The following is a 25,178-nucleotide window of genomic DNA, read 5'->3' on the forward strand; positions in this document are numbered from 1 at the left end:
CGTACGGGGCGGTGCGTGAGGCACGTCTGTGCAAGTCGGAGAGGGAATGTTCATCGCAGTGTGGTGCTGGCGGACGATCGTGTTGAACGCCCGCTGGAAGACTTCGTTGGTCACTTCACACAGCAGCTCCTGGCCGGGCAGCGGCACATGGTACCGCTCCATCTGCTGGCGGCCCACGGTCGCCGGGCGCGGCATCGCGAGATACCAGGAGCCGTGGCCGCGCCTGTGGAGGTCCGGGCAGAGCTTCCCGACCTGTCGGCCGGTGTGAGGGGCCCTGCGGCAGCCGCATCGCTTGTAGACCGTTCCGGTACCATGCATGACGTCCTCTTTCCGGAGTTCCGGTGGACGCACAGCCCAGTGTGGACCTGTGGCAGTGCGAGTCGTGCCCTGCCGGTGGCCGGTGCTGGCGTCGGGCGGTGGCCGGCTGCGCTGGCCGGAACTGGCCGGTTCCGCACTCCACGCGGCCGTCCATCCAGCGTCACGGGACCGGATCTCGGCGTTACTCCTCCGACGAACGGTCCCCGGTGGTAGGACAGAGGCCGTTGGGGACGCCTTCTGGGGGAGACTGTGGGCTGGCGCGAGGAAACGGTGACGGCGCTCGACTCCTGGCTCGCCCTGGAGGGCGGAGCCGGACGCAAGGCCCAGTGGCGCATCCTCGGCCGGGCCGTTGTCGCCGGGCCGGGGGAGTACGCGGTCGACGTCCGCGGCCTGAACATCAACGCCGACCAGTTGCAGAGCGACAGCCTGCGTCTCGCGGAACCGGACGAGAACACCGTCGAGGACGGCCACCCCGTCCTGGACGTCACGCACGACGGCACCGCTCTGCGCGTGCGCGTCCCCGACTTCGCCGAGCCCGCGGACCCGTGCCTGTGGCTCTACCAGCAACCGGCGACGTTCCTGACCAAAGCCCTCCGCGACGGCATCGCCGGACTCACCGACGACGGACTCGCCGGCCTCCTCGCCCGCGGTGAACCCGGCGGCCGCCTCTCCCCGCACGGCCTGCCGCAAGGAGTCCTCCTGCCCGCCCAGGACCTCGCCTACCGGGCCTGCCTTGGCACGGGACTGTGGCTAGTGTGGGGGCCGCCCGGCACGGGCAAGACCTCCGTCCTCAAACGCGCCATCAGCGACCTCGTCGCCGCCGGAAAGCGCGTGCTCCTGGTGTCGGCGACCAACATCGCCGTCGACAACGCCCTGCTCGGCGTCGTCAAGGAACAACGGCACTCTCCCGGGCAGCTCGTCCGCGTCGGCCCGCCCCACCTCAAGCAGATCGCCGACGACCCCCAGGTGTGCCTGCCACTCATGGTCCGCGCCAAGCTCGCCGCCATCGACGGGCAGCGCGAGAGCGTGGCCGCCGAACTCAGCGCCCTGCAGCAGCGCGCCCGGCAACTCGCCGCCCTCACCGCGCGCCTGGCGGGCTTCGATGCCGACCACTACACCCGGCAGCGCCGGCGCCTGGACGCCCCGGCATTCGCAGCCGAACACCTCACCGCGCAACTCGCCGCCCACTCCGACCGGCACCGGGAACTGCAACCCCTCCTCGCCCAGGTCCAAGACCGAGCCGAGCAAGCCGCCCGGCGAAGCATCGACACTGCTGTCCACCGCACGGCCTGGGCGCAGATCGATGCACTGGAGGCCGAAGCGGCCGAGGTCGAGGAGGCCGCGACCAGCGCCGAGGCCCGCGACCTCCTCGCCCGCCAGAACCTGGCCGAAGCACAACAGGCCCTGGACGCACTCGAATCGAGGAAGGGCCTCGCCAGACTCAAAGCCCGGCAGGCCATCGCCGCGGCCGAGAAGCATCGGGACGCCGCCCGCGCACGCCAGCAGGACACCCTTGAGCAAGCCAGACAAGCCCGGGCCCTCGCCGACCGCCACCGGCTCCAGACCCACACCGCCATCACCCGGCTCAGTCGGTTGACCCCGCTCACCCGCGACGACCTCGCCGCCATCGACGCCGAACTGCACCAGGCCGCCGCCGCCCTCCGGCACGCCCGCGCACAGGAGGAAGACGCAGCCGCCCGCATCGTCCACCTCGACGAGCAACTGCGCCTCACCCTGGCCGCTGCCGACGACGTTAAGAAAGCCGACCGCTGCGGGCACCCCGCCACCCACCGCGAAGCCGAGACCCTGCGGCCCCTGGTCGCCGCCGACACCGCCCGGCAACCCGCACTGCTCCGGCAACACCGCGAACTCCACGACCAGTACGAACGCCTCGCCCGCGACGCGCAGGGCCACATCATCCGCGAAGCCCGCCTCGTCGCCACCACCCTCGCCAGGTTCCGCACCAACCCGACCGTCTTCGAAGGCCCCTACGACGTCGTCCTCGTCGACGAGGTCGGCGCCGCCACCCTGCCCGAAGTCCTCCTTGCCGTCGCGAAAGCCAAGAGCACCGCCGTCCTCCTCGGCGACTTCATGCAGCTCGGCCCGGTCCTGCCCGAGGTACTCAAGGGCAACCAGCGCCCCGACATCCGCCGCTGGCTGCTGACCGAGGTCTTCGACCACTGCCGCATCACCACCCCCGCCGCCGCCCACGCCCACCCGGGATGCATCAGCCTCGACGTCCAACACCGCTTCGGCCCGGACGTCATGCGCCTGGCCAACACCCTCGCCTACGACGGTCTGCTCACCGGCGGCCCCACCGTCCAAGCCCGCGCCCGCACCAGGAACGGCGACGACGCGGAGATCGTCATCGTCGACACCGACGGACTCGGCAGCCTCGCCCAGGTCCACCGCCTCGGACAGGCCAGCGGCTGGTGGCCGGCCGGACTCCTCCTCGCCCGCACCCTCGTCGAACTCCACCGCGCCGACGGAGACACCACCGGCATCGTCACCCCCTACGGAGCCCAGGCAGAAGCAACACTCGCGGCCCTGCGCGACATCGAAGGCGACTCCGGCCTGCTCGCCGAAGTCGGCACCGCCCACCGCTTCCAAGGCCGCGAATTCCCCGTCGTCGTCTTCGACCTCGTCGAGGAGCAGCACGGCCGCGGCATGTGGATGGCCCAAGCCGCACGCCGACCGGAGGCCGGAGAGTGGGTCAACAACGGCGTGCGGCTGTTCAACGTCGCCGCCACCCGCGTCCAGAACCGCCTCTACCTCATCGGCAGCCGCAGCCGCATCACGGCCGCACGCAGCGACACCGCCCTCGGCGCCGTCCGCGAACTCCTCGCCGCCGGCTCCGTCCGCACCATCCGGGCCGCCGACCTCATCACCCCGCTCACCGCCCAGGCCCCCAGACTCGGCCCCGTCGGCGCCCGCCTCGCGGACATCCTCAGCCGCCACGTGGAGATCGCCGACGTCCAAGACGAAGTCGCCTTCCACAAGACCTTCGCCGACCACATCGCCGAGGCCAAGCACTCCCTGTGGATCTGGACCCCGTGGGTCGCGAAGCGCGTACGCAGCCTGCTCCCCGCCCTGGAGGACGCCGTACGCCGCGGCGTACGGATCACCGTGTTCGTCCGCGACCAGAGCGACCAGAACCAGCAGCGCTTCACCGAGTACCTCGACGAACTCAAGGCCGTCACCCCCTCGGTGATCCCTGTCAACGTCATGCACCAGAAGATCGTCGTCATCGACGAGCGGACCGTCCTGCTCGGCAGCCTCAACGCCCTCTCCCAGAGCCATTCCCGCGAGATCATGCTGACCGTGCGAGGCGCCCACTTCGCCCGCAAGATCCTCGACCACGAGCACGCCGAGGACTTCGCCCGCCCTCCGAAATGCGCCGGCTGCCGAGGAGGCCAACTCGACCTCAGACGAGGCAAAGCCGGCTGGTACTGGCGCTGCTATGACAAAGCCTGCCCCGCCCGCAAGGGCGACCGCGCCTGGACCGCTCCCGTCCGGTTCACGACCTCTCGGCCCAAGCGGGGAACCCGCTGAATCCGGGTGCTGGTGGTGGCGCTCCCACCGGCAGGTGATCGACGTGATTTTGCACCGGATACGGACCGGGGCGCACCGGCGCGATCTGCCGGAACGGGAGGAACAGCTCCTCGGGGGACACCACAGAGCCGGCCCGACTCCTGCTGATCACGCACCGTATGACGCCGGCCCGCCGACTCCGCAACGGCTGGGGTCAACGGCGCTTCGACAGAATCGGATCGGCAGGCTCGACGGCCACGTATGTCTCGGCCGTCCTCGCTTCCAGCAGCCCGCTGGCTTCGGGCCGCTCCACCGCGAGGCGAGCACCGCGCAGGAGTTCGACCGGAACCTCCTGGGCCGCATACGCGCGGGCCATCTCCCGCTTGGCCGTCACCAGCCTTTCGTCCTCACGCTCGTAGAAAGTGCGCCGCGCCTCGCGGCTCACCTCCTCACGCACCTCGTCCTCCCCGCGCAGCGTGAGGAACGGGTCTGCGGGGAACAGGGGCTCCTCCGCGGGGACTTCCGCCTGTACCTGGTGCAGGCGGGCGCAGGCTGCGAACAGAGCACGCGACAGACCCAGGTGGACACCGATGCCGGGAATGCGCCCCACCACGAACTCCTGAAGATTCCGGCCCCGCTCCTGCCGGATCCGCTCGTAGGGCACCCCTTCGTCCAGCAGCAGACCGCGCAGCTCACGGGTACCGGCGTCCCGCTCAAGCGGCCTCGTCCTGCCCACTTGCCCCGACCGCCCGGTCGGCTCCGTCCCCGTCTCCGCCAGCGGCACGATCCGCAGATCCTGCACCGCGCCGAACGCCAGCGCCCGGAAGACGAGCAATTGGTCCCGTGCGATGCTCAGCAGCTCGTCGGGGGACTCGTCCAGCGGGGGCGCTCCCGGGCTGCTCGGAGGATCCGGCAGGGAATGGACGCCGCCGCCGGGGGACGGGTCGACCAGAGTGGTGTGCACCATCATCACCAGATGGTCGTCCGCCCATCGGCGCGGCTCCGGCAGGACCGTTCCGCACAGCACCTGCCGGTGGGGTACGGCGAGTTCCGCGCTAGCCAGGTCCAACTGCTGCTGCCCGCCCTGCATGCCGGGACCGCCGAGTGACTTGCGTGCTTTGGCCTCGATCAGCCACGGCAGCCCCTCGGCCACGTGGTTGCCGTAGAGGTCTGGGAGCTTCTTCGCCGGGTCCGTCAACGCTGTGATCCCACACGCCTCCAGGTGGACGGTGGCCGGCAGCCCGGCCATGCCGACAGTCAGCCACTGGGCCATCGTCATGCCGAGGTGGTAGCCGAAGGCGGCGTGGGCGCTGCGCTCGGTGCCGTGCCGGTAGACCGCGTTCACGAACAGACGACGCCCCGCCGCGGCCGCGGGCGCCGGGACGTTCTTCAGGGACAGGTACGCCTGCAGCGGTGCAACACGGGCGATGAGTTCGTTGACCGCGAAGGCCGGCGTCTTGCGCAACCAGGGCGCCAGGTCGCGACCCGCGCCGGCCGCCGCTGTGACGAGCTGACGCCAGGTGGTCGTCGTCAGGTACTCGCCGTCTACCGGCAGCCCGCCACTGGTCGGCCACGGCTGTACGGCCTTGGGTGCCTTCCTGCGGTCCCATTTCGCCAGATCTCCGTCGGAACGAACGCGGACCGGGATGTCGAGTGCGTCGCCCAGCGAGAAGGTGAAGTCCGCGGCATCAGTAGGAGGAATCATCGCCATGAAAGGAGCCTGCCAGAACGCTCCGGACCATGGCCCGCAAGCCCTCGGCTCCGCCCCTCGTGCCGGCTCCGTCAACCGATCGTTGAAGGCCGTTCCGCCCCGGCCTCGCCCGGGCGTCCAGGCAAAGTGTTGCTGCGTCGCTGGTAGTGGCCGATGAAGGCTGCGGTTTCGTCACTCTGACTCATCCCCCGGTCACAGAACGGCGTCACCTTCTGTGCAGGCCGGCGTTGGTCGGTACGCTGTGCGGGTGATTCGTCAGTGTCCACACCGCTCAGTGCGGCTTCCTGAGGCGGGCGGGGCGCTCTCGTCAATCCCGTTCGCGTCGGCACTGTGGAACTCGGAGGGAAGCTGGTGATAGGCGCCGTCCTGCCGCAGCAGATCGGCCCGTACGTCGTCGAGCGGTGCCTCGGCACCGGAGGCATGGGGGCGGTGTACCTGGCTTATTCCGTCGCCGGCGATCCGGTCGCGGTCAAGGTCATCCGGCCCGACAAGATCGATCCGCACTCCCGTGCCCGCTTCGAGCGGGAGGCGGAGATCGCGCGCACCATCTCCGGCACGGGCCGGGTGGCCCGATTCCTGGACGCGGACCCGCTCGCCGAGCAGCCGTGGCTGGCCATGGACTACGTACCCGGCCGGCCGCTGACCGAGGTGGTGCAGGACCAGGGTCCGCTGCCGGCGCCGCTGGTGGCGAGTGTGGGAGCGCTGCTCGCCGAGGGGTTGGCCGCGGTGCACGGGGCAGGTCTGCTGCACCGGGACCTCAAGGCATCCAACGTCATCCTGGGTGACTTCGGGCCGGTGATCATCGACTTCGGTCTCGGTGCCTTCCTGGAGGCATCGAAGGGTTCGATGAGTCAGCCCGGTACGGTGCTCGGCACAGTCCGCTGCATGCCGCCCGAGCAGGCCCGCGGCGAGACCGAGGTGACGGCGGCGGCGGACGTGTACGGGCTGGGTACGGTCCTTCTGCACGCCGCCACGGGCCACGCGCCCTACGACGGCGCGCGATGGGAGGCCGTCGCGGTGCAGGTGGTGAACCCGAACGCCCAGCCCGATCTGTCCGGGCTGCCCACGAGGCTGATCCCACTGGTGAGTTCGATGCTCGCCTTCGACCCGGACGATCGCCCCACCCTGGGCCAGGTGACCGGGTGCTGCGCCGACCTGCTGCGGGAGCTGGGCACCAGCCCGGCCCGTGCCCGCCACACGCTCATCCAGCACACCAGGTCGACCAGCGGGGCATCCGAGGCGTTTCCGCAACCGGACGCCCAGATGCTGGACCGCCTGGAGGCGCTCGACAAGCAACTGAGGGAGCAGCCGGAGGCCGGCATCGGGCCCGGCGAGCCGATCCCCGCTTCGGTCGGCATCCCCGGCGAGCGGGTGCCCGTCCCGGCACCTTCGCCCGACGACGACCGGCCCGCCGCCGCGAGACCCGGCCGTCCGCCCGCGTCCCAGCGCGTGGCCGAGGAACTGCGCACACGGTACGCGGTGCGCGGGCAGCTGACCTGGTCCGGGCACCGCGGGTCCTGAGGCCATGCACCGGCTCCACTGCTTGCGGTAGAACACGTAGACAGCAGGCCCGGGTACGGCGGCATTGTCGTACCGGCCAAGCACACCTTTCATCGAGGAGCACCACGTTGACCACGGCGCCACTGCCCGACGATCCTGCTGCGGGCACCGCCGCGGACCCGGAGTTTCCGGCAGGCACGAAGCCGACGTTCGCCCCCGGCGCGCAGGTCCGCATCCGGGACGAGCAGTGGTTGGTCAAGTCGGTCGCCGACAGCCGAGACGGGCTGATGGTCGAGGTCAGTGGGGTGTCCGCGTTCGTCCGCGGTACGGACGCCGTCTTCTATGACGGCCTCGACCAGATCGACGTCCTCGACCCGGCGAAGACACGCCTTGTCGCGGACGAGACCTCGAAGCACGCCAAGGCCCGCCTCTACCTGGAGGCAGTGATCCGCAAGACCGCGCTCCCACAGACCGAGCGCGGGCTCGCCCTGACCGACTCGTTCCTGATGGACCGCCAGGAGCACCAGTTGCGTCCGGCCGAGCTGGCCCTGTCCATGCGCAACCCGCAGCCGCGGCTGCTGATCGCCGACGTGGTCGGTCTCGGCAAGACCCTGGAAATCGGCATTACCCTGGCAGAGCTGATCCGGCGGGGCCGCGGCGAGCGCATCCTCGTCGTCACACCCGCGCACGTCCTGGAGCAGTTCCAGCGCGAGCTGTGGACCCGGTTCTCGCTGCCGCTGGTGCGCCTGGACTCCATCGGAATCCAGCGCATCCAGCAGGAGATCCCCGCCGGCCGCAACCCGTTCGCCCACTTCAAGCGGGTCATTGTCTCGGTCGACACGCTCAAGTCGGCTACCTACGCGCACCACTTGGAGAACACCAGCTGGGACGCGGTGGTCATCGACGAGTCGCACAACCTCGTCAACACGGGCACCCGGAACAACACCCTCGCCAAGCTCCTCGCCAAGCGCACCGACGCGCTGGTCCTGGCCTCGGCGACCCCGCACAACGGCGACGCCAAGTCCTTCGCCGAGCTGATCGGGATGCTCGACCCGGCAGCGATCGCCGACAGCAAGAACTACAAGGTCGAGGACCTCGGCCACCTCTACATCCGCCGCACCAAGACCGACCGCGAGGTGCGTGACGGCCTGAAGGACAAGCCGTGGGCGGAACGCGGTGAGTCCCGGCCGGTCCATGCCCCGGCCACATCGAAGGAGGTGGCCGTGCTGGAGAAACTGGCCGCCGAGTGGACACCCGGAGATCCCGCCCGCTCCTCGGTGTGCACCGATGCGATGGTCGCGTACGGCTTCCTCAAGGCGTTCCTCTCCTCCCACGTCGCCCTGCGCAAGACGCTCGCCAACCGCCGCGCCTACCTGGAGAACCCACGGCGCGCCACCGCGGCACCCAAGGACCGCGAGAACTTCGCCGCGGAGCTCCGGGCCCTCGGCGAACTCGAAGCGCTCGTGGCCGAGTTCGAGGACAAGGACTCCGCCAAGCTGGACGCGCTGGTGGCCACGCTCAAGGATCTCGGCGTCGGCCCGCGCTCCGAACGCCGTGTCGTGGTCTTCTCGGAGCGGACCGCCACCCTGGAGTGGCTCGCACAGGTGGTCCCGGAACGGTTGGGCTTCAAGACGAAGCCCGCCCTGACCGAGCGCACCCGCCCCTGGAAGGCGTACGGCGGAGCCGTGGAGGTCATGCACGGCGACACCAGCAACGACGACCAGCAGCGGGAGATCGTCGACCGCTTCGGCCGCCGCGACGAGCCGGTACGGCTGCTGTTCACCGGCGACATCGCGTCCGAAGGCGTCAACCTGCACCACCAGTGCCACGACCTCGTCCACTACGACCTGCCTTGGTCGCTGATCCGGATCGAGCAGCGCAACGGCCGCATCGACCGCTACGGCCAGGCCGTCAGTCCCGAGTTCCGCGCCGTCACCCTGACCGCCGACGTCCCCTGGCGACGCGACGAGGCGACCGGCGAGCAGCTCACCCTCGACGACCGGCTGGTCGGCGTCCGGCTGCTGCGCCGCGAGGAGCAGGCCCACGGGATCGAGTCCGGGGAAGGCTGTGCCGAGGCCGTCACCGGCCTGTACGACGCCAAGAAGGAGGACGACCGGCTCACCCGCGACCTGATCAAGGGCAGCACGGTCGACCGCTCCATCCAGCAGTCCCGACACGAGGCGGGCGGCGTGCTGGCCGGCCTGCTGGCGAACGTGCACGCGCGGATCGCCGACCCGTCGGCCGCGCCGGTTGGTACGAGCCTCCCACCGGTCGCGAAGGCGGACGTGCCGCACCTGTTCGCCGACACCGAGGCGTACTTCCACGCCGCGATGGACCTGGTCTACCCGCAGTCCGAACGCGATGCCATGGGGTGGAAGCCGGTCACGGACCGGGGTCGGATCGAGTTCACGCCGCCGGACGACCTCCAGTACCGGTTCCGCGAGCTGCCCGCCTCCTATCTCGACCAGGAGAAGATCCTCACCACCTCCAAGTACGACGGCAAACTGAGCATCACCTTCGACCGGAAGTACGCGGCAGAGCGCCTGGAAGCCGCCCGCGATGCCAAGCGCGGCAAGACCGAGCAGACCGCGTCGCAGTGGCCGAACGTCTCCTACGTCTCCGACATCCACCCGGTCCTCGACTGGCTGACGGACAAGGTCCTGGCGGCACTCAAATACGACGAGGCGTTCGTGCTCGCCCACCGGCCCGACGCCGCGAGAGCCGCGCGCATCCACCCCGAGCTGCCGGCCGCGCTGGACGGCCCCGTCTACCTCGTGCAGGGCGTGTACTCCAACGCCGCCGGCAAGCCGACCGTGGTCGAGTGGATGGCCGTCACCGGCCTCGCGGGTACCGACCCCCGGGTGTGGCGGATGGACTCGGCCTTCCTTGCCGCCTGCGGTGTCGGACCGAACATGCCAGGGCGGGACCGGATCCTCGACGAGGACGGTCTGCAGGCCCTGGTGCCGGCCGCCGTCGACGCGGCCGAGTCCCACCTGCGGGACCGCCGCGCCGAGTACGACCGGCAGATCGACGGCTACCTCGCCCCGTACGAGGAACGCGTCCAGGTCTGGGAGCAGATCGCGCTGGACGTGGCCGGCAACCAGCTCCGCCGCCGCGAAAAGGTGGAGGGCACCGCATCCGACCGCCGCGAGCTGGTCCGGCGACTGCGCACCTCCGGCGATCCGATGCTCCGGGTCCTGGCGGTCCTCGAACCCCTGTACTCCGCCGCGCCCGCAACCACTGCCCTCCGTGCCGAGGAGTCCGCCCGATGAGCTACACCTTCGACTCCTTCGCCAACCGAGGCGAGTACCTCTCCGCGCACTACTTCAGCGAGGAACTGGAGAACACCCTCAAGAAGAAGTCCGCGGACGACGAGGGCCTGTTCACGCTGTGGACCTACCGCGAGACCGACGAGCACGACACGCAGTCCACCCCGCGTGAGAGCGTCCTACGGCTGCACGGCGAGTACTCGAGCCGGGTCCGGCCGGCTCTCGCCGCGTACGACGACCGGGACGAGCTGTGGGGTGAACGGCTCACCTCCTGGCACACCGACCTGCTCACCGCGCTCGGCTACCGCAAGTCCGACACCGTGCTGACGCTGCACAACGCCGGCCGCGGGTACGAACTCCCCGTCGCCTGGCACGGCAACGGCATCGTCGCCCTCGACTGCGGATGGACCGACAACCTCGACGACGCCCTCGACCCCGAGGATGCGGGCCGCCTGCTGCACCCCTTCAAAACCCACGAGGGCGTGATCAGCACGGGCGAGAAACTCGCCGGCTGGCTGTTCCAGAGCGAACTGGACGAGCCCGGCGGCGAGTCACCGCGCTTCGTGCTGCTGCTCTGCGGCGGTGTGATCGTCCTCGCCGACCGAGCCACCTGGTCTGAGGGCCGCTACCTCGCGGCGAGCGTGGACGCGGCGCTGCTGCGCAACGACACCAGGAAGACCGGCGAACTCGCCCTCCTCGCCGCACTGTTCTCGCACGACATGCTCGCTCCCCGCCCCGACGGCAAGGGCCGCCGGATGGACGACCTGCTCAAGGCGTCCCGCGACAACGCCGTCGGCGTCAACTCCGAACTGCGCAAGGGCCTTCAGCGCTCGGTCGAGATCATCGCCAACGAGGTGCTGGCCCGCCTCAAGCAGCACGAGGTCACCCCGCGGGAGATCGAGGACCCCGAGCGGCACGGCCTGTTCGCCAAGCAGCTGACCCGCGAATCGCTGCGCTACCTCTACCGCATCCTCTTCCTGCTGTACGCCGAGGCCCGCCCCGAGCTGGGCATCCTGCCCGCCGACGACTCCACCTACGAGGCCGGATACTCGGTCGCCCGGCTGCGCGAACTCGTCTCCCGCGACCGGAAACTGGTCGACGAGGAGAGCAAGAACGGCTTCCACCTGCACTCGTCGCTCGACGTCCTGTTCAACAAGGTCAACTACGGCCACCGCCCGCACGGCACCGAGCCCGACGACGACAAGGCCGCTGTCGAACGCAGCGAGCAGCGCGGCCTGCGCTTCGAGCCGCTGCGCAGCGAACTCTTCGACCCGAAGGCCATCACCCTGATCGGCCGGGGCGTCCGAGACCCGCGCAGCGAAGGCGACGGCGGAACGGACGAATGCCCGAAGTGGCTCGACCTCCGGCTGCGCAACGCCGCCCTGCACGAGGTGCTGCGGCTGCTCACCATGAAGGAGGCGAGCGTAAAGGGCCGACAGGGCGGCTTCATCTCCTACCGCAACCTCGGCATCAATCAACTCGGCGCCGTCTACGAGGGCCTGATGTCGTACACCGGCATCATCGACGAAGAACGCCAGCTGGCCGAGGTCGCCAAGCCCGGCGCCCAGCAGCACGGCGACCCGGAGAAGGGCTCCTGGCTCGTTCCCGCCGACCGGCTGAACGACTACCCGGCGAACACGCACGTCGTCTACTCGGCGCAGGACGCCGAGCAGCACGGGCTCCGCGGCCAGAAGAAGTATGACCCCGGTACCTTCGTCTACCGGCTCGCCGGACGCGACCGGGAGACCTCGGCCTCCTACTACACCCCCGAGTCGCTGACCAAGGTCACCGTCGAACTGGCTTTGAAGCACCGGCTCGACCAGGAGCGGGACGAGAACGGCGAGGTCGTCAGGGCCCGGGCGAGCGAGCTGCTCCGGTACACCATCTGCGAGCCGGCCCTCGGCTCCGGCGCGTTCCTCAACGAGGCGATCAACCAGGTTGCCGAGGCGTACTTGAAGCGCCGCCAGAAGGAACTGGGGCTCACCCTCGACACCTCGCAGGCGCTGGAGGCGAAGCAGAAGGTCAAGGCGTACATCGCGCTGCACAACGCGTACGGCGTCGACCTCAACGCGACAGGCGTCGAGTTGGCGGAGGTGTCGCTGTGGCTCAACACCATGCACCCCGGTATGCGCGCGCCCTGGTTCGGCCTGCACCTGCGGCGCGGCAACTCGCTGATTGGGGCCAGGCGTTGGGTGTACGCCGCCGATCACCTCAAGCAGGAGCGGACGCCTGCCGTGCACACGCCGGACAGGCTGTCGTTCCGGTCGGCGGAGACCGGCGCCAAGCAGCCGCTGCCGACGGGCGCGGTGCACCAGTTCCTGCTGCCCTCGCCCGGGTGGGGCGCCGTCGCGGACGCCGGCGGGGACGCGAAGAAGCTCGTCGAGCAGCTCGCCGGTGAACAGCTCGGCGCACTGAAGGCGTGGCGGAAGGCGGTCGGGACCAAGCCGAAGACGACCGGGGGCAAGAGCAGCCAGCTGGCCCGGCTCCAGGCCGTCGCGGAGCGGGTGGAGTACCTGTGGGGACTGGTCGCGAAGCGGTTGGAACTCAGCGAGCGAGAGATCGCCCGGACGATAGACGTCTGGGGTGCGGACCGGCCGGAGGACGCTGAGGAGTACGCCTTCCTGCGCCGGGACAAGGAGAAGGCGGGCGGTGCGCTGCCGCTGACCAAGGAGCAGGTGTTCAAGGACCTGTTCGAGGCGGAGGGCTCGCCCTACTGGCGGCTCAAGCAGGTCATGGACGCCTGGTGCGCGCTCTGGTTCTGGCCGCTGGACAAGGTCGGCCTGCTGGACGGCTCGGACCCCGAGTACGCCTCCGCGCCGGTCGTCGCGCTGGACACGCTGCTGGCGTCCGGGGTGGCGCGGGTCGTCGGGGACGTCACGCCGGCTGTCGAGGCCAAGCCTGTGGTGGTGGAGCATGGGCTGCTGTTCGCCATGCCGGGAGACCAGTTGGCCTTCGGCGAGGGAGAGGACGAGGGCGAGCTCGTCGAGCGAAGGGTGATCAAGAAGGCCGTGCCGTCCGGCCGGAAGGTGACGAGCGGGCCGGTGCGCCGCCGTGGCGTCATTCCACTCGCCGGTCTGGACGACTGGCTCGCGTTCCTGGAGTCCATGGTCGGCACCGGCGCGGTGCCGGAGGGTACTTTCGCTGCGTCCGTCGACTCGCTGACCAAGCTGAAGGACCTGGAGAAGCTGGTCGAGGCCGAGATGGGCATGGACGATGCCCGCCGAGCCGTCGAAATGCGCTACCCGTGGATGCGGACCGTTCGCGACATCGCGGCGGAACAGGGCTTCCTGCACTGGGAGTTGGAGTATGCCGGGGTCTTCGCGGGGCCGGGCGGAGGGTTCGACCTCCAGGTCGGCAACCCGCCGTGGGTGCGGCCGGAGTGGAAAGAAGACGCCGTCCTCGCGGAGTTCGAGCCCTGGTTCATGCTGACGGACAAGCCGAAGGCCGAGGAGAAGGCCCTTCGGCGGGAGGACGAGCTCGGACAGCGGGAGGTGCAGGAGTACCTGCTGCGCGAGGCCACAAGCACGGTGACGACGGCGTCCTACCTGGCCTCTGCGCCTGTGTACCCGCTGATCTCGGGGAGCCAGCCTGATCTGTACCGCGCGTTCATGTGCGAGGTGTGGGACCACGCGAGCGTCGGCGGCACGGCCGGAATGGTGCATCCGGATACGCATTTCGCCGGCGACAAGGAGGCCAAGCTGCGGGCAGCCGCCTACGCGCGGCTGCGGGTGCACGGCGACTTCGTCAACGCGGGCAACCGGTTCTTCCCGCCGCCAGTGGGTCGGTCGAGCCACTTCGGCGTCCACATTTACGGGAGCGCGGGGGAGATCGCCTTCGACTCGCTGTCCTGGCTGTTCACGGTCGACACCCTGCGGATGTCGGCCGCCGCCGTTGTCGACAAGGACGACGAAGACCCCGGTGTGAAGTACCGGGGCGACTGGGATGAACGCCCGCACCCCAAGCGAGTCATCCGCGTCACCCCGGACACCCTGCGACGCTGGCAGCGCCTCGCCGGGGACTCGGGGCCGTTGGAGCACGCCCGCCTGCTCACGCCGGTGAGTACCGCCGAGGACCCGGCGATCGACGCACTGGGCCGGTACCCGTTGCGGCTCGGTGCCCTGGAGCCGGAGATCACTCGGGGGTACGACGAAAGTGGTGCCAAGAAGGCGAAGTTCGGCCCAGGCAAGAACGTGCGGCTCATCGACTACAACACTGGCATTGACGACCAGGAGGACTACCACGCGGCGTCCTGGGAGGACGTTATCCTCAAGGGCCCGCAGCTCGGGGTCGCCAACCCGATGTTCAAGCAGCCCAGTCAGGGCGGCGGTGAGACCCGCGGTCTGGACCCGCAGGCCCTCGTGGACAACGCGGTGCCGGAGTCGGAGTACCTGCGGGTGGCCCCGGTTGGGGTGTTCCTGGGAGAGCAGGACCACTGGACCGACTGGGACCGCTATGAGGAGTTGCTCGCTTCGGAGAAGGAGCGGCTGGCGGCGCGGCTGGCGGTTGCACGGAAGCGGAAGGTGGAGCCCGAAGTGGTCGCAGAGGCGGAGATCGAGGAGTTTCTGCGGGACAAGGCCGGTGTACCGCACAGTCGGTGGTACCGCCTGGCATGGCGCGAAAGGGTCGCACCTGACACCGAGCGTGCTCTGTACGGGGCTCTGATCCCGCCGGGAACGACTCATATTCATGCGGTGCGTTCCGCGTGTTTTGTCACATCTCGGCTGACCGTCCTTGCCGCTGGGTTCATGGCTGCGCTGCCGGTGGACTACCTTCTCCGTACTGCGGGTGTGGGACACCTGGACGTTGCCCAGGCCAGGCGTCTGCCGCAGGCACAACCCGATCACCCCCTCGCCCCCACCCTCCTCATCCGCACTCTCCGCCTGAATTGCCTGACCACCGCCTATACCGACCTCTGGCAAGAGCTCTACGACCCCAAGTGGCCCGGCTACGAGCCCTGGGCGATCCAGTGGCCCGGCATGAGGACCGAGCTGCACACCGTGACCCCCTCCTGGCAGCGGGACACCCCGCTGCGCACCGAGTATGCGCGCCGTGCCGCGCTGGTTGAGATCGACGCGCTCGTCGCGGTCTGGCTCGGCATCGACGCGGACACCCTTGTCGCCATGTACCGGGCCCGATTCCCGATCATGCAGGACTTCGACCGGGTGACCTGGTTCGACGCCAACGAACGCAAGATCGCCGGTGACCGCTACACCTACGGCTTCGATCAGACCAAGGAACACTGGCAGCAGTTCGAGGCCTACCAGGAGAACCCCGAGGCGAACCCCGTCCCCGACGGTTACGCCGCACCCTTCTACAAGGCCGACCGCGAGCGCGAGATGCGTGAGGCCCACGCCCAGTTCACCGAGCGTCTGAGCGACGCCGTGGCCAAGGGCCTGTGGGATCCGACGACGATGGAGGTCCCGAAGCCGTGAGGCCCACTCTCGAAGCACAGGGACTCAAGGAGAGCCTGCTCCAGTACCTCTCCACCACCTACGGCCTCGCCGACGAGGGTGCCCGCAAGGCCCTGCACACCTTCCTCGGCGACGAGACCACGGGCATGTTCCGCGGCCCGTACCTGCGCCTGCGCACACCGTTCACGCGAGCGCAGGACGGCTGGCAGCAGCACCTGGACTGGCGACGTGCCGACGGCTGGTCCCCGTACGCGCATCAGGCCCGTGCCTTCGCCCGGCTCAGCACGAAGAACGGCCACACCCCGCTCCCCACCCTGGTCACCACCGGGACCGGTTCCGGCAAGACGGAGTCCTTCCTCTACCCGGTGCTCGACCACTGCGCCCGCGAGCGGGCCGCTGGGAACGCCGGCGTCAAGGCGGTCTTCCTGTACCCGATGAACGCCCTCGCCACCGACCAGGCGGGGCGCATCAACGAGCTGTTGACCGATCACCGGGACGCGCTCACGGGCGTCCGGGCCGGTCTTTACATCGGCGAGAAGACGGCGACGCACTACGACCACGTCTACACCCGCCGGCAGGACATGCAGTTGTCCCCGCCGGACATTCTGATCACCAACTACAAGATGCTCGACCTGCTGCTGCAGCGTTCCGCCGATGCGCCGTTGTGGGAGGGCAGCGACATCCGCTACGTGGTGGTGGACGAGTTCCACACCTACGACGGTGCGCAGGGCACCGACGTGGCGATGCTGCTGCGCCGTCTCGCCGCCGCGGTGGGGGCCACGCTGGACGGCCGGCCGCTGGGCACGATCACGCCGGTCGCCACCTCCGCCACCCTCGCGTCCGGGAGCGGCTCCGACGGGGTTCGCCAACTCCTCGACGTCGCCGCCCACGTCTTCGGCACCGAGTTCACCGAGGACGCTATCGTCGGCGAGGACCGGCTCACGGTCGACGAGTTCATGCTCGACGAGACCGTCCCGAACCCGAAGTTCCTGCCCGGCCGGGTGCCCACGCCCGAGGAGCTGACCACCCTCCCCGACCCCGCCTCCGGACCGGCCGCGTTCGCCTCGCTCGTCGAGGCCGTCATCGGACGCCGGATCGACACGGCCGACCTGCACGGTGCCCGGGAGCTGGGTACGGCGCTCAAGCGGCACCGGCTCACCTACGCCGTGCTGTCGGCGTTCGACGGCGCTGTGCGCAGCTACGACGAGATCCTGGACGTCATACGGCGCGAGGGAGCCGCCGGTTGGGACGAGGCGGTCACCACCCGTCCGGAGGTGGCTGCTCTCGCGTTGGCTCGGTTCGTCGCTCTGCTGTCCGTCGCCCGCGATCCGGACGCGCCCGTCGGAGTCAGCCGTCCGCTGGTGCAGGTGGAGGTGCACCAGTGGGCGCGGTCGGTGACGCGGATGCTGCGTGGCGTGCAGCCGTGGCCGCAGGCGTCGTTCGTATGGGACGCGGCCGGGGCGCAGGCCCAGCCGCGGACGACGCCGGACACCACCGTGGCACGCGACGAGACCCGGCTGTTCCTGCCGGCGGTGTACTGCCGTGAGTGCGGCCGCTCCGGCTGGTCGGTGCTGGCGCCCGAGTCGGACGACGAGGAGCTGAGCTTCGAGTCGCACAAGATTCGGCGTGCGTCGGTGACCGCCGACAAGGCGAAGGTCCGCGCGTTGATCGCGGCCACCGACAAGGAGGCGATGGAGGGCAGCGGACGCGCCGCCATGGACCGGGCCGCGCAGCGGTCGTTGACCACTGGCGGCGCCGGCGTGCTGATGGTGCTGGACGGCCCCGACCGGCGTCTGCGCCTGCCCGATCCGGCCGCGGACTACACCACCGAGGGCGTGCCCCAACCCCGGGGTGCGGACACGGCGTTCGTCCTCGTCCAGCTGGGCGAGCGGGCCGAGCGCGCCGCGAAGGACGACTGGTGCCCGGCCTGCGGCACCCACAACGCGATCCGCTTCCTCGGCACCGGCGCTGCCGCGCTGGCCGCCGCCTCCGTCACCCAGCTGTTCACCGGCGGCGAGCTGGACAAGAAGCAACGCGAGACGAAGACGCTGATGTTCAACGACTCGGTGCAGGACGCCGCGCACCGGGCCGGCTTCGTCGCCTCCCGCTCGTACACGTTCTCGCTGCGCGTCCTGTTCGCCAAGCACCTGAGTGAGTACAGGCCGATCGCGCTCAACGACATGGTGGCCGACGTTGTCGAGGCGACCACCGACCCGGTGACCCTGGCTGCCGTCGTCCCGCCCGACCTGCACGACGACACCGGCGTGGCCCGGTTGCTGTCGGGCGCGGGTCGCGGCGGCGACAGGCGGACCTGGGACCTGATCGGCGAGCGGTTCGCGTTCGAGGCCGTAATGGAGTTCGGCCACCGCTCCCGCAACGGCCGCACCCTCGAACTCACCCGCACCGCCGCTGCGTTCGCCGACATCCCCGATGAGCTGGCCGCGATCGCACTGGTCCGCGCCGCCCACGAGGAGAGCGCCGACCGGGGCCTTGCTCCGACCGCCCACGACGACGCCAGCTACCTCGCCTTCCTGCGGGGCTTCCTGGACCGGCTGCGCACCCGCGGCGCGGTCGGCCACCGCTGGCTGGCGAAGTACCTCGACGAGGCGGGTACCAGTCGGTTCTTCGTCTGGGGCGGCCGCGAGCCCGGCATGAAGGCCTTCCCCAAGGGTGTCTCGGCCCCGGTGTTCCTTCTCGCCAAGCCGAAGTCCAACAGCGAGTTCGACGTCGCCGCCGGCCGCCTGTCCTGGTACGAGACCTGGGCGCAGCGCTGCCTGGGCCTGACCCGCGAGCAGGCCGACGAGTTCTGGCTGCGCCTGCTGCCCCGGCTCGCCGATGCCGGGCTGCTCGCCGTCCGCACGCCCGGCGACTCGGCGGCCCGGATCTACGGGCTTCAACCGGGGGCCGTGCGGCTCCAGTTGCTCTCCGACGAGCAGGTCAACCGCGCGTACGTGCGCTGCCCCAGGTGCTTCTGGGAGCAGACCGTGCACCCGACGCTGCTCGCCCAGTACCACGACCAGCCGTGCCCCGCGTACCGCTGCTCCTCCGGGCGGCTGGTGGCCGGCGACCGCTGGCAGGAGACCGTCGACCGGCACGACCGCGACCGCGACTACCGCGAGGACTACTACCGGGGTCTGTACCGCGGCGCCGACACGTTCCAGGTGATCACCGCGGAGCACACCGGGCTGATGTCGCGGGGCAAGCGCGAGAGCGTTGAGAAGGCGTTCCGCGAGGGCAAGGGCTTCAACGACCCCAACGTGCTGTCCTGCACCCCGACGCTGGAGATGGGCATCGACATCGGCGACCTGTCGGCCGTCGTCCTCGGCGCCCTGCCGCGCCGTCCCGCCAACTACACCCAGCAGGCGGGCCGGGCCGGCCGCCGCACCGGCAACGCGTTCCTGCTCACCATCCCGGACCGCAAGCGCCGCGACCTGTACTTCCTGGACCGGCCGCGCGACATGATCGACGGTCAGATCGTGCCGCCCGGCTCGTACCTGTCGGCCGTCGAGATCCTGCGCCGCCAGTACACCGCCCACCTGCTCGACCTCGCGGCCCGCGGCCGACTGCTGCGTGAGGACGGCCGGCCGCTGGCCGCCCTTCCGCGCCGGGTGGACGAGCTGTTCGGCCCCTCCGGCTACCTCGAGGACTTCGCCGAGGCCGCCCTCGCCCACGGCGAGGAACTGGTCCGCGACTTCCTCGCCCTCTTCCCGACCGGCGTGAACGAGAACGCGCGCGCCCAACTGACCACGTACGCGGTACGCGGCCTGCGCAGCGCCACCGAGCGCGCCGAGCGCAATTGGGCGCGCACCAGCCAGAAGCTGCGCGACCGGATCCGCACCATCCGCTCGGCCATCGACGAGTTGAAGGACGGCGACGAGGAACAGGCCCGCACCAAGGCCGAGTTGGAAGCCGAGGTACGCGCCCTGTTGAAGAAGGGCGGGGCCAGGATGCGCCAACCGGCGCAGAGCGTCCTGTGCGACCTCGGGCTGCTCCCGAACTACGCGCTGATCGACTCGACCACCACCCTGGCCGCCACGCTCTACTGGCCGGAGGGGAAGACCGGCACCGGGCCGGAGCAGTTCCGGTCGAAGACGTACAGCTACGACCGGCCGCGGTCCTTCGCCATTGCTGAACTCGCCCCCGGCAACACCTTCTACGCGGAGGGCTACAAGCACCGCGTCACCGGCATCGACATCGTCACCGGCCAGGACCAGGACTGGCGGCACTGGCGGTTCTGCCCCTCCTGCGGCCACGTGCGCACGGAAGACGCCCAGCAGGACATCTCGCCCTGCCCGCGCTGCGCGGACACCGGCATCGCCGACTCCGGCAGCTTGTGGCAGATCGTCCAGCCGACCACCGTCACCGCCCGCGCCAAGCGCGAGGACGCCCGCATCGGCGACGAGAGCGACGATCGCGACCGGCGGTTCTACACCGTCGTCGACCTGGTCGACATCGATCCCCGCCACTTCGTGCCCAGGACCTCCTGGCGGCACACCAAGAAGACGTTCGGCGTCGACTACACCCGGCGAGCCATGATCCGCCGGGTCAACGTCGGACCGCTGAGGGTCGGCGCCCAGGAGAGCGACCAGCTCGCCGGGCAGCCGGTTCGGATCTCGCCGTTCCAGGTCTGCACCGCGTGCGGCGCGGCCAGCGCGGACGGGCAGCCGGTGTTCGACGACGACCGCGACGCCGTCGACATCTCCGCCAACCGCCAGCGCGCCCTCAAGCACCACGCGCCCTGGTGCCCGCTCCGGCGCGGCGCCCGGGCCGTGGCGCAGGAACAGGTGCTGCTCGCACACGAGTTGGAGACCGAGGCGCTGCGTATCCTGCTGCCCGCGGCGACCGTGCTGGTCGACGAGAAGGTGCACTCCTTCCAGGCCGCGCTGCGGCTCGGCGTCGACCGCGCCTTCGGCGGCGACCCGCAGCACCTGGACTCCTGCCTGGCCACCATGCCCGACCGCGACACCGAGGAGACTCGGCACTTCCTCGTCCTGTACGACCGGCTCCCGCACGGCACCGGCTACCTCGACCGGCTCACCGGCAAGGACGCCTTCCGCCAGGTCCTGGAGGACGCCCGGACCCTCCTCCTCGACTGCCCGTGCGTCCAGGAGAACCGGTCCGCCTGCCACCGCTGCCTGTACCGCTACGCCGACGAACGGCACATCGACGCGGTGTCCCGGCAGGCGGCGCTGGACATCCTCGACGACCTCCTCGGCCGGGGCACCGACGCCTGGGCCACGGAGGACATCGGCAACACCGACCAGATCGGCCTGGACGGACAGGTCGAATCCGACCTGGAGGCACGTTTCCTCACCGTGCTTCGGGCGTGGGTCGAGCAGCAGGACAGTGACGCCTCGCTCGACGAGAGCGGCGACAACAGCGGCTACCTCCGGCTCAAGGACTCGACCGCCGTCCATGGCTGGCGCCTCACCGCGCAGCGCGGCGAGGGCTTCACCCGCACCGATTTCACCTTCGAACGCACTGAGGGCCCCAAGCGGAAGGTGACCGTGTACCTCGACGGCCGCCGTTTCCACGCCTCACGACGTCACAACCGGCTCGCCGGGGATGCGGACAAGCGCAACCGGCTGCGGGCGAAGGGGCGGGCGGTCTTCCAGCTCACCTGGGACGACCTGGTCGCGTTCGAAAAGCAGATGGGTGTCAGTTCGGGAGACCGCGAGGTGGCCGAGTCGGTGTGGCCGCCCTACTCGCACACCGCCCGGGGGCTGGCGAGGCAGCTGCTGACCGAGCACGGTGCGGAGGACCTGGACTCCACCGCCTTTCTCGACCCGATGAGCCAGGTCCTCGCGTACTTGCGCAGCCCAGACGACGCAGCGTGGGGGCGGCGGGCCGCGGCTGTGGTCGGCGGACTGCTCCGCCACGATCCGGTGTCGCTCGTCGCCGGTGGCTCCGCGGAGCAGACGCGTCGAACGCTCGCGGCGTTGCTCGAAGCCTGGGGCCGCACCGACGGCATCGACCCGGCCGCCGTGACGGGAAATGGGACGCTCAACCTGTTCCAGAGCTGCGATCAGTCCGGGCTGCCCGTCGCGTTCCTGGTCGACGGTGCCACCGGCGGTTGGACGGCGCTGGTGTGTCTCGACGATGCGGAGACCGATCAGCTCGGCACCCCCGAGCACAAGGCCCGGTGGCGCGCCTGGCTCCAGTGGTCCAACCTCCTGCAGTTCCTCGCCCACAACGGCGGCGATGGCATCCAGCTCACCACGGCCACCGCGGGTGGGTTCGACCCCGGCACACTCAAGGCATTCGGCGGGATCGGCGAACTCGAATCCCTGGTTGTCCAGTACGGCGAGGGCGAGCGGGCTGTCGCTCAGCCTGCCGTGGTCGGGCTGCGCGACGACGACACCCCGTTGGAGGCCGCCGTGCGGGACCTGCTGTGGGACCGCGAGATCCTCGGCTACCTGGACGAGGACGACCCCGATGCCCCGCTGGCCCGCCTCGCCCACGCCCTGGCGGACCATGGCAAGAGGGCCCCCGTCCACGGCTTCGAGCTGGGCGAGCGCGGCTGGCTCGCCGACCTCGTCTGGACCGACCCCGGTGTGCGGATCGCCGTGATGGCCGATCCGTACGACAGCGAGGACGAGGAAAGCCGCAAGACCTGGCAGGCGTACCGCGACGCGGGCTTCACCGTCCGTGCGGCCGACGAATGGCTCGGCCTCGTCGATGACCTGCGCGTCGCTCTCCCCGATCACACCGACCGGCCCGACTCCGCCTCCGACTCCCACGAACCGAGTGCCGCACGATGACTGCACGCCTGAGCCTGTACCAGAAGGCCGAGAACGAGCTCTACAAGATGGACTCGTCGGTCAAGACGAAGTTCTACGACTTCTGCCACCTGTTCCGGAACGATCCGGGGCATCCCAAGCTCGACCTCAAACCACTCAAGGGCGACCGCCGCATCTTCCGGGCCAGGATCGACCCCTCGTACCGGGCGCTCCTCGCCCCCGCCGGTGTGGGCCCGGACGGCGTCGAGCAATGGCTCGTCGTCGCGGTCCGGCACCGCAAGCACGTCTACGAAGAACTCAGCGTCGCCATCAACCGGGTCACCGGAGAGATCGAGTTCGTCGACCTAGGCGTCGTCGGCCAGAGCGTGCTCAAGCGGGCCGGTATCCAGCTCACGCCCGATCCGGCCGAGGCGGTCCACCCGGACGAACCTGCCACCGCCGCTTCCGCTGCCGCGCCTGCCGTCGAACCCTCCGCGCCGCCGCTCCTCGCTGCCTGCACCGCTGACGACCTCCGCCGCCTCGGCGTCGCGGAAGCATTGATCGAGGTGGCCCTCCAGGTCACCACCGATGATGAACTCGACCAACTCGTCGCGGGCGCACCGCGCCTCACCGCCGAAGTACTCACCGGTCTGGGCGCCGGCATGAGCGTCGAGGAGGTGGAGGAGGAGATCACCGGGCCCGCCGCCACCGTCCTCGAACCCGGCTTCGAGGACGACATGGGCGCCGCCCTCACCCGCACCGCAGTCACCACCGTTGACGACGACCTGCGCGACGTGCTCGCCGAGGGCGACTTCCGGGCTTGGAAGGTCTATCTCCACCCCACCCAGCGCAAGATCGTCGAGCGGAACCACAAGGGTTCGGCCCGGGTTAGCGGTGGTCCCGGAACCGGCAAGACCATCGTGGCCCTGCACCGCACCGCCAGGCTCGCCGCCCAGCTCCCACCCGGCCGGGACAAGCCGATCCTGCTCACCACTTACACCAAGAACCTCACCGCCGACCTGCGCTCCCGGCTCAGCTCCCTGGTCACCCCCGACCTGCTCGCCCGGGTGGACATCAAGCACATCGACCTCCTGGCCCAGGGCGTCCTCAACGAGAACAGCGCCGCCGGCGCACAGCGTTCACTCATTGGCGACGCCCAGGCGAAGGACGTCCTCGGCGAAGTCCTGTTCGAATACGACGCGGAGCGGCGCTGGGACGCCGACTTCCTCTTCGACGAGTGGGAGCAGGTGATCCTCGGCCAGTCGCTCGCCACCCGCCAGGACTACTTCAAAGCCCGGCGAGCCGGCATGGGCCGTTCCCTCACCCGCCCCGAACGCGCAAGCGTCTGGCAGGTGCTGGAACAGTTCACGCTGCGCCTGAACGGCATGAAGCGTGAGACCTGGGCGCAGTCCGCGGAGCGTGCCGCGCGCTACGAGATGGAGCGCGCACGCAAGATCAAGGACCGCGCCGAGCAGAAGGCCGCGATCGGCGGCGGCGACCTGAAACACCTCGACGACAACAGCTCCGCCATCCGCTACCTGCGCCACCGCTACCAGCACATCGTCGTCGACGAGGCACAGGACCTCGGGGCCGCCCACTGGAAGATGCTGCGCGCGATGGCGGCCCCCGGCTCGAACGACCTGTTCATCGCCGGCGACACCCACCAGCGGATCTACGACCGCCAGGTCACCCTCTCCACCGTCGGGATCAACATCCGCGGTAGCTCCTCCAAACTGACCCTCAGCTACCGCACCACGCAGGAGATCCTCAACCAGGCCGCCAAGGTCGTCGGCGACGCGACCTACGACGACCTCGACGACGGCACCGACAACCTCAACGGCTACCACTCCCTGCTCCGTGGCCCGGCACCGGAGTTCATCGCCTGCACGGACTGGGACGACGAGATCACCAAGCTCGCCGCCAGGCTGAAGCTCTGGCGTCAGGAGATCACCCGACCCGCCGAGGACGGTACCGTCCGCAATCCCCACGGCACCATGGCCGTCTGCGTCGCGGACGGCGACATGGCCGGCCGCGTCGCCTCCGACCTCGCGATCAAGCACGGCATCACCACCGCGACCCTCACCAAGGACGGCCCCCAGGGCGGTGGTGAGGTACACATCGGCACCATGCACCGCTTCAAGGGCCTGGAGTACCAGAAGCTCGCCATCATCGGCGCAAGCGACGGCATCCTGCCCCGCACCGCCCTGATCGAGAAGTACCTCCACACCGACCCCAAGCGCTACGAGCGCGAACTCAAGCAGAGCCGCAATCTGCTCTTCGTCGCCGCTACCCGTGCTCGCGACACACTGTCGATCTCATGGCACGGTGCCCCCAGCCCGTTCCTGCAAATCCAATGAGCACCAGGAAGAGTGAGGACCCCCGGCCTGCCCATGGAAGGTGAGCTTGGAAGGCGGCGAGTCGGGGACTGGTCGGGGACCACGCGTCGTTCACCGCCACCCCCGTGGCGCCTTTCGGTGAACGGACAGCGCGGGCTGTCTACCGTCTGACGTGCAGCGATGGCTATCGCCGGGCGACTGGGAGTCAAGGGGGCGCAGGTTCAAATCCTGTCGTCCCGACTGTGAAGTCGGTTGTGAGAGCCGGTACTTGGGAAACCAGGTGCCGGCTCTTTCTGTTGTCGGGTCAGGTGGTGGTCGCATGGTGGTCGCCTGGCCGCACGGGCCAGTCCTCGGTGGGGTCGTCGGTGCGCGGGGTGCGGTTG

7 protein-coding genes are annotated in these 25,178 nt (G+C 70.0%); 6 read left to right on the plus strand and 1 reads right to left on the minus strand.

Features of this window, described 5'->3' with window-relative positions; all coding sequences use genetic code 11:
* The first annotated feature begins 588 nt into the window (after nucleotides 1–588).
* Nucleotides 589–3,870, plus strand: coding sequence for an AAA domain-containing protein (locus ACIQF6_RS35540; protein ID WP_400902931.1), 3,282 nt, complete (start codon nucleotides 589–591; stop codon nucleotides 3,868–3,870).
* Nucleotides 3,871–4,063: 193 nt separating this feature from the next.
* Here the strand turns inward: ACIQF6_RS35540 and ACIQF6_RS35545 are convergent, their stop codons facing one another.
* The gene (locus tag ACIQF6_RS35545; protein WP_400902934.1) at nucleotides 4,064–5,560 is read right to left on the minus strand and encodes a hypothetical protein; all 1,497 of its coding nucleotides are present in this window, start codon (nucleotides 5,558–5,560) and stop codon (nucleotides 4,064–4,066) included.
* A 330-nt stretch (nucleotides 5,561–5,890) separates the two neighbouring features.
* Between ACIQF6_RS35545 and ACIQF6_RS35550 the strand changes: the two genes are divergently transcribed.
* The 5 genes from ACIQF6_RS35550 (at nucleotide 5,891) to ACIQF6_RS35570 (ending at nucleotide 24,816) form a co-directional block, all read left to right on the plus strand.
* Nucleotides 5,891–7,081, plus strand: coding sequence for a protein kinase (locus ACIQF6_RS35550; protein WP_400902936.1), 1,191 nt, complete (start codon nucleotides 5,891–5,893; stop codon nucleotides 7,079–7,081).
* A 107-nt stretch (nucleotides 7,082–7,188) separates the two neighbouring features.
* Nucleotides 7,189–10,332, plus strand: a complete 3,144-nt coding sequence (locus tag ACIQF6_RS35555) for a DEAD/DEAH box helicase (RefSeq protein WP_400902939.1) — start codon at nucleotides 7,189–7,191, stop codon at nucleotides 10,330–10,332.
* On the plus strand, nucleotides 10,329–15,761 hold the full coding sequence (locus tag ACIQF6_RS35560; RefSeq protein WP_400902941.1) for a hypothetical protein: 5,433 nt from the start codon (nucleotides 10,329–10,331) through the stop codon (nucleotides 15,759–15,761). Before ACIQF6_RS35555 ends, ACIQF6_RS35560 begins: the two co-directional genes overlap by 4 nt.
* The gene (locus ACIQF6_RS35565; protein ID WP_400902944.1) at nucleotides 15,758–22,501 is read left to right on the plus strand and encodes a DEAD/DEAH box helicase; all 6,744 of its coding nucleotides are present in this window, start codon (nucleotides 15,758–15,760) and stop codon (nucleotides 22,499–22,501) included. The genes ACIQF6_RS35560 and ACIQF6_RS35565 overlap by 4 nt, the downstream gene beginning before the upstream one ends.
* Entirely contained in the window at nucleotides 22,498–24,816 is a 2,319-nt protein-coding gene (locus ACIQF6_RS35570) for a UvrD-helicase domain-containing protein (RefSeq protein ID WP_400902947.1), read from the plus strand. Before ACIQF6_RS35565 ends, ACIQF6_RS35570 begins: the two co-directional genes overlap by 4 nt.
* Nucleotides 24,817–25,178 lie beyond the last annotated feature (362 nt).

Source organism: Kitasatospora sp. NPDC092948 (assembly GCF_044754805.1).
Taxonomy (GTDB): Bacteria; Actinomycetota; Actinomycetes; order Streptomycetales; family Streptomycetaceae; genus Kitasatospora.

Excerpts from the sequence above, each read along its gene's own strand:
- ACIQF6_RS35545 (WP_400902934.1), bottom strand. The coding sequence starts at position 5,560 with ATGGCGATGATTCCTCCTACTGATGCCGCGGACTTCACCTTCTCGCTG.
- ACIQF6_RS35560 (WP_400902941.1), top strand. The coding sequence starts at position 10,329 with ATGAGCTACACCTTCGACTCCTTCGCCAACCGAGGCGAGTACCTCTCC.
- ACIQF6_RS35570 (WP_400902947.1), top strand. The coding sequence starts at position 22,498 with ATGACTGCACGCCTGAGCCTGTACCAGAAGGCCGAGAACGAGCTCTAC.